Below are 13405 nucleotides of genomic sequence, written 5' to 3' on the forward strand. Positions count from 1 at the left end.
CGGGCCCCTGACCCTTTCCGGGAGTGGCACATGAGAATCCTGCTGACCGGCGGAGCCGGTTACATCGCGACACACACCGCAGTGGAGTTGATCGCCCAAGGGCACGATGTCGTCCTCGTCGACAACCTCGTCAACAGCCACCCCGAGGCCGTGCGCCGAGTGGAGCGCATCACCGGGCGCACCATCGCCTTCCACGTCGGGGACTGCGCGGACCCGGAGGTACTGGAGAAGGTGTTCGCCGAACACGAGATCGACGCGGTCGTGCACTTCGCCGGACTCAAGGCAGTGGGCGAGTCCACCGCCCAGCCGCTGCGCTACTACCGCAACAATCTGGACGCCATGCTGACGCTGTGCGAGGTCATGGAGGCCCGCGGAGTGCGGCGTCTGGTGTTCAGCTCCTCGGCGACCGTCTACGGTGCCTGCGAGCAGGTGCCCATCACCGAGGACATGCCACTGGGCGTCACCAATCCCTACGGTGCCACCAAGCTGTTCGGCGAGCGGATCCTCACCGATCTCGCCGACGCCTCACCCGACTGGCACATCACGCTGCTGCGCTACTTCAACCCCATCGGCGCGCACCCCAGCGGTCTGATCGGCGAAGACCCCAACGACGTCCCCAACAACCTCTTCCCCTACCTCACGAAGGTCGCCGGCGGGAAACTGCCGGTGCTCCGGGTGTACGGGGACGACTACGACACCGTCAACGGAACCGGTGTGCGCGACTATCTGCACGTCGTCAACCTCGCCCGGGGGCATGTCGCGGCCATCGACCACATCGACGACCGGGCCGGTGTAGGCGTCTACAACCTCGGGACGGGACGGGGGACCTCGGTGCTGGAGGCGGTCCGGGCATTCGAGCGGGCAGTGGGCCGCTCCCTCCCCTACGAGGTGGTCGCCCGCCGTCCCGGGGACATCGCCACCTGCTACGCCGCACCCGACGCGGCGCGGCGCGACCTCGGCTGGACCGCCCTGCACACGGTGGACGACGCCTGCGCGGACGCCTGGCGCTGGCAGCAGGCCAACCCCGACGGCTATCGCACGGCCACCTGAGCACCGCAACCGAAAGAAGGGGGTCGGTGGCACACGCCACCGACCCCCTTCACGCCTCCCGAAAAGGTCAGCCCTTCTGCTCGCTGAGGACCAGCGTGGTGCCCTGCTCCTCCGGCGGAGTGTTGGCGGCTCCCAGTTCCTCGATCTCGGCCAGCGTCTTGGTGAAGGCGCGCGTGGACAGCCACAGCTTGTAGATGAGCAGGAGCTCGAACGCCAGCATGAGGGCGGCGGCGGCGGCGATGACCACGAGCATGCCGGTGGCGGAGAAGGCCCCGACGACGGGGGCGATGATCGCCACGCTCATCTGGAACTCGATGCCGCTGAACAGGTGGGTGCGGACCCGGCTGGCCAGCAGTTGGTTGCGGAAACGCAGGTACCAGGGGAAGTGCGAGTTGAAGCGCTGCTGAAGCTTGGTCGCCCTGATCTCCCGGGCCCGCGCGCTGTGGCTGGGCACGATCACCTCGGGCTCCTGCGCCGGGGCGGGCTCCTCTTCGCCCGCGGCCGCGACGGGTTCGCTCTTCGCGACCTTCTCCTGGAGGTGCTGCAATTCGGCGTCGCCGGCGGCGGTGTGCTCCTCGGCGTCGCGCAACGCCGCGGTCAACCGCTTCTGCATGGCCTTGCGGACCTTGGCCATCTGGGAACCGTTGAGGTAGCGGAACATGTCGGTGAAGACGATGCCGACCGCGAACCAGATGAAGACGGGGTTGCCCGTCGCCGCGTACTGCCCGCCCATGAGGCCCACGGCGCAGGCCAGTACCCGGATCTGGTCGAACACGAAGTCCAGCCAGGTACCGAAGACCGAACCGGTGCCCTTCAACCGGGCGATCTTGCCGTCCATGCAGTCCAGGATGAAACTCAGGTGGAACAGCACTGCACCGGCGATCAACCACTGCGGCTGCCCGGTCGCGAAGCAGACGGCAGCCCCCATGCCCAGGACCATGGCGCCCATGGTGATCTGGTTGGGGGTGATCGACGTCCTGTTCGCCGTCACCAGGGTCAGGCGCGCGGCCACCGGGTCAACCAGGAACACGGTCCACCAGGCGTCACGTGCCTTGTATGTCTGTTCACGCACGTCATTGATCGTGAACCGCTGCATAGGGAACTCCAGAGCTCTGGACTGAGGGGGAAGAAGAGAGCAGTGATGGCGGCTATCGGCGAGAGTGCACCCGGAAACCGTGTCCACGGTGCATGCCGTGACGACCAGTAAAGAGCATCTAAAGAACGCCCGTGTTCTGATGCCGTCTCCGTCAGGTAACAGCCGGTCGCATCTTATCGAAAAAGCCCTTTCCCCTTGGGTGACAAACAGAGGTCTGCGCTGCGGTTTTCCCTTTGCCGGGGCAAATGGAGCCGCTTTGGCAAGAAGCTCCCGATGTAGGTGCGGGCATTGCGCGTCCCCAATGTCACACCCAATGCGGTGGGGGCCGCGAAGAAAAGCCCTCGACGATGGCGAAGCGGCACGGGCACACTTGGTCCGTGCTGCTGACGATCTCCGCCACCCGCTGTCCGGTCACCGAACTCGGGCTCCTGCTGCACAGCGATCCCGACACGGTGCAGACCGTCGAACAGGCCCATGGTGCAGCGCACGTCTTCTACCCGGAGGCGAACGAGCAGCGCTGCACGGCCGCGCTGCTGTTGGAGGTGGACCCGCTGCGGTTGCGGCGAACACGGGGGGGCCGCACCCCCGATTTCGCGTCGGTCCAGTACGTCAACGACCAGCCTTACGCGGCCTCCTCGCTGTTCGCGGCCACGATCGCCGCAGTCTTCCACCGTGCGCTCAACGGTGAGTGCCCGGAACGGCCGGAACGTGTGCGAACCGTGCTCGACCTCACCCTGCACCTGCCCGCCGTCCCGTGTGACGGCGGCCCCGGCCAGGCACGACAACTGTTCGAGCCGTTGGGCTGGACCGTGACGGCCGAGCCGGTCCCCCTTGACCCGGGCCTGCCGGGGTGGGGCGATTCCCGCTACCTCGCTCTCACCCTCACCGGTGAACAACGGGTGGCCGACGCGCTCAGCCACCTCTGTGTACTGCTCCCCGCCCTCGCCGGTGCGCCCCGCCTCCTGGGCGATGGCCGTGAGGCGGACCCCCTGAGGCACGCCGCCGGATGGCTGCCCGGACACCCGCACCGGGCACAGATCGCCGACCCGCCCCCGGAGGGGCACGACGAGGACGACATCGCCGTCCGGCGCCTCGTCGAGGTCGAAGGACGCTCGACAGGAACAGGCAGCCCACCGGCGCACGAGACCCCGGCCGACGGCGGGCGGCACGCCGACGCCGTACTGGCGGTACTCCTGGAGGAGAACGCCCGCAGCGTCGTTGACCTCGGTTGCGGGAGTGGTCGGCTGCTCGCCCTGCTGTGCGCCGAGCCGACCCTGGAAAGGATCACAGGGGTGGACGTGGCGGGTGCCGCGCTCCGACGGGCCGAACGCCTGCTGGGCCAGGACCGCATCGACGAGCCCGCCCGTCTGGCCCTGCTGACCGGTTCCGTCCTCTACCGCGACGACCGGTTCGCATCCCATGACGCCGCCGTTCTCATGAACGTGGTCGAGCACATCGAGCCGGGCCGACTCCCCGCCATGGAACAGGTCGTGTTCGGACACGCCGCGCCGAGGACCGTCGTGGTCACCACTCCTGAGGCCGATTCCGCCCCCCGCGACGCGGCGGAGGGGGCGGGTGCGTACCGACACCCCGATCAGCGGTTCGCGTGGACCCGCGACCGTTTCCGAGCATGGGCGCAACGTGTCGCGCGTGTCCACGGCTACCGCGTCCGGTACGTTCCGGTCGGCCCCGACGACCCAGGACCCGGCCCCGCAACCCAGATGGGGGTGTTCACCAGATGAGCAGTGAGCGGGTGCTCACCGTTCCCCAGAGCGGATTGGTCCTGCTCGTCGGTGTCCCCGGGGCGGGCAAGACCACCTTCGCCGCTCGGAATTTTCTGCCCTCCCAGATCGTGGGGCTGGACTTCTGCCGTGTCGCGGTCGGTGACGACCCCACCGATCCCACTGCTGACGGTGACGCCCTCGACCTGCTGCACCACATGGTCAGGCTGCGGCTGGGCCGCGGCCTGCTCACCGTCGTGGACGCAGGCAACGTCCAGGAGCGGGCCCGGCGGCAGTTGGCGCGCATCGCCAAGGACAACGACGTGCCGTGCACCGCGATCGTCCTGGACGTCCCCGAAAGCCCGGCCCGACAGCGCGTCCGGGAGCGTCACGGGCCCGCCGCGGATACCCGTGACGTCGCGCTCCAGTACCGCGAACTCCATCGCGGACTGGGCCGGATGCAACGACAGGGGATCGGCCGGGTCCACGTGCTGCACGGGCCGTCGGAGGTTGACACCGCGGTCATCGCCTACGAGAGGTTGACCGACGACAGGCGCGACCGCACCGGTCCCTTCGACATCATCGGCGACGTCCACGGGTGCCGCTCCGAACTTGAGGCGCTGCTCACCGAACTCGGCTACGCACTGCATCGTGACCGGCTCGGCCGGGCCGTGGACGCAACCCACCCCGAGCGCACCGTCCTCTTCGTCGGCGACCTCGTGGACCGTGGCCCCGACTCACCCGGAGTGCTGCGCCTGGTCATGGGGATGGTCGCGTCGGGCCATGCACTGTGCGTCTCGGGCAACCACGAGAACAAGCTCGTCCGGGCGCTCAAGGGCGGTGCCGTGCGGCCCTCCCACGGTCTCGCCGAGACCCTGGAGCAACTCGATGCCGAACCGGAGGAGTTCCGGGCACGGGTCCTCGCCTTCTGCGCCGGACTGGTTGACCACTACCGGCTCGACGGAGGCAGGCTGGTGGTGGCGCACGCAGGCCTCGCCGAGCGCTACCACGGGCGAACCTCGGGGCGCGTGCGTTCCTTCGCCCTCTACGGCGAGACCACCGGGGAGACCGACGAGTACGGGCTGCCGGTACGCCACCCGTGGGCGAACGACTACCGAGGACGGGCCACGGTGGTCTACGGGCATGTCCCCACGCCCGAGCCCGAGTGGGTCAACAACACCATCTGCCTGGACACCGGCTGCGTGTTCGGGGGCCGCCTCACCGCGTTGCGCTACCCCGAACGCGCGCTCGTCGCCGTTCCCGCAGAACGGATCTGGTACCGGCCGGCCCGCCCTTTCCCGAGCCCGCATGCAGGTCCTGGCGCCCCGGCCCTCCACGCGGTGGGGGCCGTCAACGCCGGCGACGTGTTCATGGACGGTGACCGCCTCGGCGGGAAGGTGGAGACCGCGCACGGAACCGTCCGGGTGGGGCCCGAGCAGGCGGCGGCGGCGCTGGAGATGATGAGCCGTTTCGCGGTGGACCCGCGCTGGCTCCTCTACCTGCCGCCCGCCATCGCCCCGGTCCCCACGTCGGGTGACCCCGCCCTGCTGGAACGTCCGGAGGAGGCGTTCACCCATTACCTCGACAACGGTGTGCACCGGGTGGTGTGCCAGGAGAAGCACGCGGGGACACGTGCGGTGGTCGTCGTATGCCGGGACGAGGGGGCGGCGGCGCGCCGATTCGTCCCCGAGGCGCTGGGGGCCGTCTACACCCGGACGGGACGGCCGTTCTTCGCAGATCCCGAGGTGGAGGCGGAGGTCCTGACCGCTCTGCGCGAGGCGGTGGGCGCTGCCGGCCTGTGGGAGGACCTGGACACCGACTGGGTGGCCCTGGACGGGGAATTGCTGCCCTGGTCGCTCGGGAAAGAAGATTTTATCCGCGACCGCTACGCCACGGTCGGTGCCGCTGCCCGTGCCGCGCTGCCCGAGGCGGCCAGGGTTCTTGCTGCTGCGGCCGAGCGGGGGCTGGACGTGGCCGGCCTGGCGCGACGGGTGGAGGAGCGCGCGACGCGGATCGAGGCGTTCAGCCGGGTGTACCGGCGCGGCGGCCGGCCCACCCGGGGGCCGGCCGGTGTGCGCTACGCGCCGTTCGCGCTGCTCGCCGCAGAGGGTGCCTCGTTCGCCGGTCGTGACCCCCTGTGGCACATGGGTCTGGCCGAGCGTCTCGCGGAGGCCGGTCCACTGGTACTGGCCACCCGCTACCTCGTGGTGGCCACCGCCGACCCCGGCGAGGTCACGGCTGCTGCGACCTGGTGGCGCGACCTGGTCAACGCAGGGGGAGCCGGGATGGTCGTCAAGCCGTCCCCTGGTGCACCGATCCGGGGAAGCGCGCGACCGGTGCAGCCGGGCCTGAAGGTCCGTTCGCCGGAGCATCTGCGCATCGCCTACGGCCCCGACTACGACGTCCCCGGGCAGTTGGCGGTCCTGCGCAACCGCCGACTGGCGAGGGTGAGCGCCATGGCGCTGAGCCAGCACGCGCTCGGTCTGGAGGCGTTGGCCAGGCACGCCCGACAGGAACCGCTGCGGCGTGTCCATCAGCCGGTCTTCGGGGTGTTGGCGCTGGGAGCCGAACCGGTGGACCCACGACTCTGACGGGGGCGGGCCTTCCGTCGCCGCGGTGGTGCTGGGCCTACCCCGCAAAGACGTGTAGGCGGGGTCGCAGTACCGCCCCTGCCGGAGGAACAATCGTTGACAGACAACGAAAACGGCGATGAGGCGGTTATGGGGAACACCACGACGAAGTACGCGGCGGTCGGGCTGGCGGCAGGGTGTGCGCTGATACTCACCGGGTGCGGCTTCCGGGTTTCCCTGGACACCGCGCTCGCCGAGGAGGAACGCAGCGACGCCTACTCAGGAGCAACGGCGTTGGAGCTGCGCAACCGCGACGGTGCGACCACCGTCGTCGGTGCCGACGTCGAGGAGATCACCCTCGAACGCGTCCTGCGCTACACCGGCGACACCCCGCCGGAGGAGCGTGTGGCAGAGGAAGGCCCGACCCTGGCCGTGACGGCGGGCGGGTGCGGAGGTTCGGTGGTGACGGTCGGTATCAACCAGTGCGCCATCGACTACACCGTCACCGTTCCCTCCGGTACCGCCGTGACCGTGGACAGCGGTGACGGTCCTGTCACCGTCGAGAACGCCGGGGAGGGCGCTGCCGTGGTGATCGAGGCCGGGGACGGGGCGATCGCGGTCAGCGGCAGTGCCGCACGGGTGGAGGCCACGACGACCGACGGGGCGGTGACTCTCACCGACATCACCGCCGAGACGGTCGTCGCGCGGGCCTTGGACGGTTCCGTCGAGGTCAGTACCACCGGAGAAGTCGAGACGCTCGACGCGTCCACCGGCGACGGCTCGATCACCATCACCGCCGGCTCCGGATTCGACGCGCTCACCGCCAAGGCGGGGGACGGCTCCATCACGGTCCTCACCCCCAGCGGCGGTGGCCCCTACACCTTGTCCACCAGCACGGTGGACGGTCGGGTGCGGGTGGACGTTCCCGAGAGCGACGACGCGCCGTCCACGATCGACCTGACCACCATCGACGGTTCCATCGAGGTACGGGAGAGCTGACCGCGCCCCGAAGGAGCGGAACCGACACGGCGCTACCGGCGTTCAGGGGTCCGGACGTGTTCGGGCAGCAGCCCGTACATCAGTGCCCGGCCCATCACCACGGACCACGGTTTGCTGGTGGTCACGTTCGTCAGGATCTCCGGCAGTGCCGCTTCGTCCCCCTCCAGTACGCGCTCGATCACCTGGTCCTGGATCACTTGTTGGATGCGCTGGGTGAACCGGGTGGGCAGCTCCCGACGGCGTTGCACCCGCTGGACCAGGGCGGGGTTGAAGGTCCTGGAGAAGCGGTCGGGTACGGCCTGGGCGCGGTAGAGGGAGTCCGCCAGCAAGTTCGCGGTGGCCACCGCGTCCTGGATCGCCAGGTTGATCCCCACGCCGCCGATCGGGCTCATCGTGTGCGCCGCGTCGCCGATGCACAGCAGGCCGGGCCTCGACCACTGGGGGAGACGGTCGAGGCCGACCTCCAGGAACGCCACGTCGTCCCACGAGGTGATCGCGGAGGTTCGGTCGGCGAGAAAGGGCAACAGCCGTCCCAGTGACTCCCGGAGTCGTTCGAGGCCGCGGGCACGGATCTCCGCGTACTCGCCCTTGCGCACGATGAAGGCGACCTGCCAGTAGTCGCCCCGGTCGAAGGCCGCGGCCATCCCGCCTCCGCCGATCCGGCCGGTGAGCCCCGAGGGGTCCTGGGGCGTGCGGGGCAGCCGCAGCCATAGGACGTCCATGGGGGCGCCCAGGTCCACGGGGGTCAGCCCGGACGCGGAGCGCAGCGTCGAGCCGCGGCCGTCTGCGGCCACGGTCAACACGGACCGGAGTTCGTGTTCGCCGTCCGGGGTCGTGTAGCGGACCCCGCGCACCGCGCCGTCCTCTTCGAGCAGGCCGCGCACGTCGGCGTTCAGCACGAGGTGAAAACCCGGATAGCGCGTGGCGTGCTCGGTGAGCATGGACAAGAAGTCCCACTGGGGAACCATCGCCACCCGCTTGTGCCTGCCGGGGACGTCGGCCAGCGAGACCTCCAGGAACGCGCGTTCGGCGGTGCCCATGCGGATGTGGGAGAGGTCGCGGTGCGGCAGGGCGTCCAGGGCGTCCAGCAGGCCCAATTCGTCGAGGAGGTCGAGGGTGGCGGGGTGCACCGTGTCGCCGCGAAAGTCGCGCAGGAAGTCGCCGTGCTTCTCCAGCACGGTGACCTCCACTCCGGCTCTGGCCAGGAGCAGACCCACCATGATGCCCGCAGGGCCGCCGCCGGAGACGGCGCAGGTGGTGGTCTGGGATCGCGTCATTGGCGAGCTCCTGGATGAGTGTGCCCCGGGGTTGCATCGGTCACTGACACACAAGCCTCTCGGGGACGGGTTGTCCACTTGCCACGCACGAAAGAACCGATCGCGCACCGCCCTGTCCGCAAGGAGATCCGACGTTGCGCACCCCGGGTTACCAGTGGGTAGTCAAGTCGTCCGGGGTCGCCTAAGCTGCCGGATATGGAAAACGTGACGGGCGCCACTACCGGTTCCACGGTGCTGCGGCCCGACCTGGTCCAACGGCTTGCGCAGCGCGTAATCGGAACCTCGCGGCACTCCGCCGTCACCACCGCGCCCTTCACCGGGGAACCGCTCGCCGAGCTCCCGCAGAGCGGGGCCGACGACGTGGCCGAGGCATTCCGGCGCGCACGCGCCGCCCAACGGGACTGGGCAGCCCGTCCGCCGCGCGAACGCGTCGCCCCTTTCCTGCGTTTTCACGACCTGGTGCTGAGACGCCAGGCCGAAATCCTCGACATCGTCCAGTTGGAGACCGGCAAGGCGCGCCAACACGCCTTCGACGAGATCTACGACTGCGCCATGACCGCTCTGTACTACGCCCGGCACGCACCTCGCCTGTTGCAGCGGAACCGCACGGCAGGCGCCATGCCGCTGGCCACCCGCGCCTACGTGAACCGTCAGCCCAAGGGCGTCGTCAGCGTCATCACGCCGTGGAACTACCCCCTGTCGCTCCCGGTCGCCGACGCCGTACCGGCCCTGCTGGCCGGCAACGCAGTGGTCGCCAAACCCGACACCCAGACCGCGCTCAGTGCCCTGTGGGCCATCGACCTGTTGGTCGAAGCGGGACTGCCCGAGGAGTTGTGGGTGCCGGTGCTGGGGGAGCCCGCCCAGGTGGGCGACCCTTTGGTGGACAACGCCGACTACGTTGCCTTCACCGGTTCCTCCGCGTCGGGGGCGGCCGTCGCCGCGCGTGCCGCGTCCCGGCTCATCGGCTGTTCCGCGGAGCTCGGCGGGAAGAACCCCATGATCGTGTGCGCGGACGCCGACCTGGACTGGACCGTGCGGGGTGCGCTGCGCGCCTGCTTCAGCAACGCCGGCCAACTGTGCGTCTCCATGGAGCGCCTCTACGTCCACGACTCCGTCCACGACGCCTTCGCCGAGAAGTTCGCCGCCGCTGTGCGTGCCATGCGCCTGGGGACGGGGTTGGACTACTCGGCCGACATGGGATCGCTCACCTACCGGCGTCAGCTCGACCGGGTCAGCGAGCACGTGGACGAGGCACGCGCCAAAGGTGCGACCGTTCTTGCCGGGGGCCGGGCCCGCCCCGACATCGGCCCCTTGTTCTACGAGCCGACCGTCCTGGCCGGTGTTGACGCCTCGATGGCCCTGTGCGCCGACGAGACCTTCGGCCCCGTCGTCTCGCTCTACCGGTTCGGTGACGAGAACGAGGCCGTCGAGCGCGCCAACGACACCGCCTTCGGCCTCAACGCCAGCGTCTGGACCCGCGACGCCGTACGCGGGCGCCGGATCGCCGAGCGGATCAAGGCCGGCACCGTCAACATCAACGAGGGGTTCGCGGCCACCTGGGCCAGCTACGGGGGACCCATCGGCGGGATGAAGCGCTCAGGGCTGGGGCGTCGGCACGGTGCCGAAGGGCTGCTGTGCTACACCGAGGCGCAGACGATCGCCAGCCAGCACCACATCAGTCTCTCCGGGATGCCCGGAGCGGACGGCGAGACCGTCGCCACGCTCTTCACCTTCGCTGCGCGCGCCATGCGCCGCCTCGGAATCCGCTGACCTCAGGTTCACGGCACCCACCGCCTTGGGAGGGCGACCTCACGGTCGGCGGGGGCCGCCTATCCGGCCAACCCCGGTAGACACCGCACTAGACTGGTGCCAATCCATATCTACCTGCTGGAAGGCCGTTACGTGTCCGTTGCCGGTGCTGCCGACAGCACGTTCGACACCGTTCTCGTCGTCAACTTCGGCGCGCAGTACGCGCAGCTGATCGCGCGACGGGTTCGCGAGTGCCACGTGTACAGCGAGATCGTCCCCTCGACCATGCCGGTCGCCGAGATGCTTGCCAAGAACCCCAAGGCCATCATCCTTTCCGGCGGCCCCTCCTCGGTCTACGCCGACGGCGCCCCCCAGGCCCCGGAAGGACTCTTCGAGACCGGGGTGCCCACCTTCGGTATCTGCTACGGCTTCCAGGTGATGGCGAGGGCGCTGGGCGGTACCGTCGCCAAGACCGGGCTCTCGGAGTTCGGCCGCACCGAGATCGAGGTCGCCACCGACACCGTCCTCTTCGACACCCTTCCCCCCCAGCAGTCGGTGTGGATGTCCCACGGTGACTCCGTCTCCGAGGCCCCGGCCGGTTTCCGGGTGGTCGGGAGTACCACCGGTGCCCCCGTCGCGGCGATGGAAGCTCCCGACCAGGGTTTCTTCGGTGTCCAGTTCCACCCCGAGGTGTTGCACAGCGAGCACGGCCAGGCGGTGCTGCGTCACTTCCTCTACGAGGGTGCGGGCTGCCGGCCCACCTGGACCATGGTCAACATCGTCGAGGAGCAGGTCGAGCGCATTCGCGCCGAGGTCGGCACCAAGCGGGTCATCTGCGCACTCAGCGGCGGTGTTGACTCCGCCGTGGCCGGAGCGCTGGTCCAGCGTGCGGTCGGCGACCAGTTGACCTGCGTCTTCGTTGACCACGGCCTGTTGCGCAAGGGTGAGGCCGAGCAGGTCGAGAAAGACTACGTGGCCGCAACGGGGGCCGCGCTCAAGGTCGTCGACGCCCAGGAGCGCTTCCTCGGTGCGCTCGCCGGGGTCACCGACCCCGAGGAGAAGCGCAAGATCATCGGACGCGAGTTCATCCGGATCTTCGAGCAGGCGGCCCGCGAGGTCGTCGCCGAGGCCGGGGACGGCGACGCCGAGGTCGAGTTCCTGGTGCAGGGCACCCTGTACCCCGACGTCGTGGAGTCCGGTGGCGGTACCGGTACCGCCAACATCAAGTCCCACCACAACGTCGGTGGGCTCCCCGACGACCTCCAGTTCACCCTTGTCGAGCCGCTGCGCGAACTGTTCAAGGACGAGGTGCGCAGGGTCGGCGAGGAGCTGGGTCTGCCGGCCGAGATGGTCTGGCGCCAGCCCTTCCCCGGCCCCGGCCTGGGAATCCGCATCATCGGTGAGGTGACCGCAGAGCGCTTGGACATCCTGCGCGAGGCCGATGCCATCGCCCGCGAGGAGCTGTCGCGCGCAGGTCTGGACCGCGAGATCTGGCAGTGCCCGGTCGTGCTTCTGGCCGACGTCCGCTCCGTTGGGGTGCAGGGCGACGGCCGTACCTACGGCCACCCGGTCGTGCTGCGTCCGGTCAGCAGCGAGGACGCCATGACCGCCGACTGGTCACGCGTCCCCTATGACGTGCTCGCCGTGATCTCCAACCGGATCACCAACGAGGTCCGCGAGATCAACCGCGTGACCCTCGACGTCACCAGCAAGCCCCCGGGCACCATCGAGTGGGAGTAGCGGCCACGTGCCGTCGATCGGGGTCTCGTTCCCGCCGAATTCCTCGGCCGCAACGAGGCCCCGATCAGTGCGCGGGGGCGGAGCGCACCGGGAGTCCGGCCGCCGCCCAGGAACGGAACCCGCCGACCAGGTCGGTCGCCCGGTGCAGTCCCAGTTCGCGCAGGCTCGCCGCGGCCAGGCTTGAGGCGTAGCCCTCGTTGCAGAACAGGATGATGTGCAGGTCCGGGCTGTCGGCTTCGGGAACACGGTCGGGGCTGGTCGGGTCCAAGCGCCATTCGAGCACGTTGCGATCGATCACCAGGGCGCCGGGGATCACGCCCTCGGTCGCGCGGTTCTCCACCGGCCTGGTGTCCACCAGCAGCGCGCCCGCAGCAAACGCCGCGTGTGCCTCGTGGGGGTCCAGCCGTTCCAGTCCGGCACGGCGCTGGTCGAGGAGGCGGTCGATCGCGCTCATGCGAGGGCTCCGTTGGTGGGCACTGCGTCCAGCGGCGGGGCGTCGGGTTCCGGGACATGGGTGAGGACGCTGTGCGTGCGGCGCAGCGCACCCGCCTCGTCCACCCGGTAGTACGACATCGCCGTGAGCGGCGGTGAGTAGGCGTGCACGCTGACCGCGGGCGCCTCGGCGATATTGACCACGTCGTGCACGTAGCCCACGGGGAAGCCGACGCTGCGTCCGGTCGTCAACCCGCGTTCGCGCAGGCCCGCGTCACCGCGGTTCTGTACGCGCCACACGCGCTCGGTCAGCTCGCCGTCCACCACGGTGAGTGCGCCCAGCGAGCCCGCGTGGTCGTGCAGCTCGGTGGACTGGGCCTGCGTCCAGCTGATCAGCCAGACGTCGGCGTAGGTCTCGCTGCGCAGCCGTACCGACCAGCGGTCGCTCGCGTCGAACTGGATCTCGTGCAGACCCGCGCGCACCTCTTCGGCGGTCTCGCGGGTGAGCTCTACGAGCTCGTCGAGGGTCAGCGGCGTCGGGCCGAGGACGCGCGCGGATGAGTCGGCGATGGTCATGTGAGGCTGTCTTTCTCCGAGGTCGGCGGTGACGGTTCAGCAGTCGCGTTCAGCGCCGCCGACACCCCTCGTCAAAGACTTCGCTCCGATGCCACACCCTGTTCCCAATCGAGGTGACGTGCATAAACTTAGTTAACCATATTTCCTACTGGAAAGGTCTTCTTTAGTGATCCGGTGCACCGGGAAGCCCGGCGT

At 69.5% G+C, this 13405-nt stretch carries 10 protein-coding genes; 6 read left to right on the forward strand and 4 right to left on the reverse strand.

The genetic code is table 11. The features are described 5' to 3' along the window. Positions 1–30 precede the first annotated feature (30 nt). Entirely contained in the window at positions 31–1050 is a 1020-nt protein-coding gene (gene galE, locus AC0VYP_RS02935) for a UDP-glucose 4-epimerase GalE (RefSeq protein WP_475472350.1), read from the forward strand. A gap of 67 nt (positions 1051–1117) precedes the next feature. Here the strand turns inward: galE and AC0VYP_RS02940 are convergent, their stop codons facing one another. Next, positions 1118–2122 (reverse strand): CDP-alcohol phosphatidyltransferase family protein, encoded by a 1005-nt coding sequence (locus AC0VYP_RS02940; protein WP_349497220.1) that lies wholly within the window; start codon positions 2120–2122, stop codon positions 1118–1120. A 371-nt stretch (positions 2123–2493) separates the two neighbouring features. Between AC0VYP_RS02940 and AC0VYP_RS02945 the strand changes: the two genes are divergently transcribed. The 3 genes from AC0VYP_RS02945 (at position 2494) to AC0VYP_RS02955 (ending at position 7436) form a co-directional block, all read left to right on the forward strand. Beyond that, complete coding sequence (locus AC0VYP_RS02945) at positions 2494–3888, forward strand: 3' terminal RNA ribose 2'-O-methyltransferase Hen1 (RefSeq protein WP_475472352.1); 1395 nt, start codon at positions 2494–2496, stop codon at positions 3886–3888. Further along, the gene (locus AC0VYP_RS02950) at positions 3885–6458 is read left to right on the forward strand and encodes a polynucleotide kinase-phosphatase (RefSeq protein WP_475472354.1); all 2574 of its coding nucleotides are present in this window, start codon (positions 3885–3887) and stop codon (positions 6456–6458) included. Before AC0VYP_RS02945 ends, AC0VYP_RS02950 begins: the two co-directional genes overlap by 4 nt. 96 nt (positions 6459–6554) lie before the next feature. Beyond that, positions 6555–7436, forward strand: a complete 882-nt coding sequence (locus AC0VYP_RS02955; RefSeq protein WP_475472355.1) for a DUF4097 family beta strand repeat-containing protein — start codon at positions 6555–6557, stop codon at positions 7434–7436. A 32-nt stretch (positions 7437–7468) separates the two neighbouring features. On the opposite strand, the gene AC0VYP_RS02960 is transcribed toward AC0VYP_RS02955, so the two are convergent. Continuing rightward, on the reverse strand, positions 7469–8713 hold the full coding sequence (locus tag AC0VYP_RS02960; protein WP_475472357.1) for an FAD-dependent oxidoreductase: 1245 nt from the start codon (positions 8711–8713) through the stop codon (positions 7469–7471). A gap of 195 nt (positions 8714–8908) precedes the next feature. Between AC0VYP_RS02960 and AC0VYP_RS02965 the strand changes: the two genes are divergently transcribed. Both AC0VYP_RS02965 and guaA read left to right on the forward strand, forming a co-directional pair. After that, positions 8909–10483, forward strand: a complete 1575-nt coding sequence (locus tag AC0VYP_RS02965) for a succinic semialdehyde dehydrogenase (RefSeq protein ID WP_475472359.1) — start codon at positions 8909–8911, stop codon at positions 10481–10483. Positions 10484–10615: 132 nt separating this feature from the next. Beyond that, positions 10616–12202, forward strand: a complete 1587-nt coding sequence (guaA, locus tag AC0VYP_RS02970) for a glutamine-hydrolyzing GMP synthase (RefSeq protein WP_475474140.1) — start codon at positions 10616–10618, stop codon at positions 12200–12202. 64 nt (positions 12203–12266) lie between these two features. Here guaA and AC0VYP_RS02975 read toward each other — a convergent pair whose 3' ends face one another. Then, positions 12267–12656, reverse strand: coding sequence for a rhodanese-like domain-containing protein (locus AC0VYP_RS02975; protein ID WP_475472361.1), 390 nt, complete (start codon positions 12654–12656; stop codon positions 12267–12269). Next, positions 12653–13210: a cysteine dioxygenase gene (locus AC0VYP_RS02980; protein WP_285760841.1), complete on the reverse strand. Its 558-nt coding sequence runs from the start codon at positions 13208–13210 to the stop codon at positions 12653–12655. The genes AC0VYP_RS02975 and AC0VYP_RS02980 overlap by 4 nt, the downstream gene beginning before the upstream one ends. Positions 13211–13405: the final 195 nt, after the last annotated feature.

Source organism: Nocardiopsis sp. iso_186, from assembly GCF_056173365.1.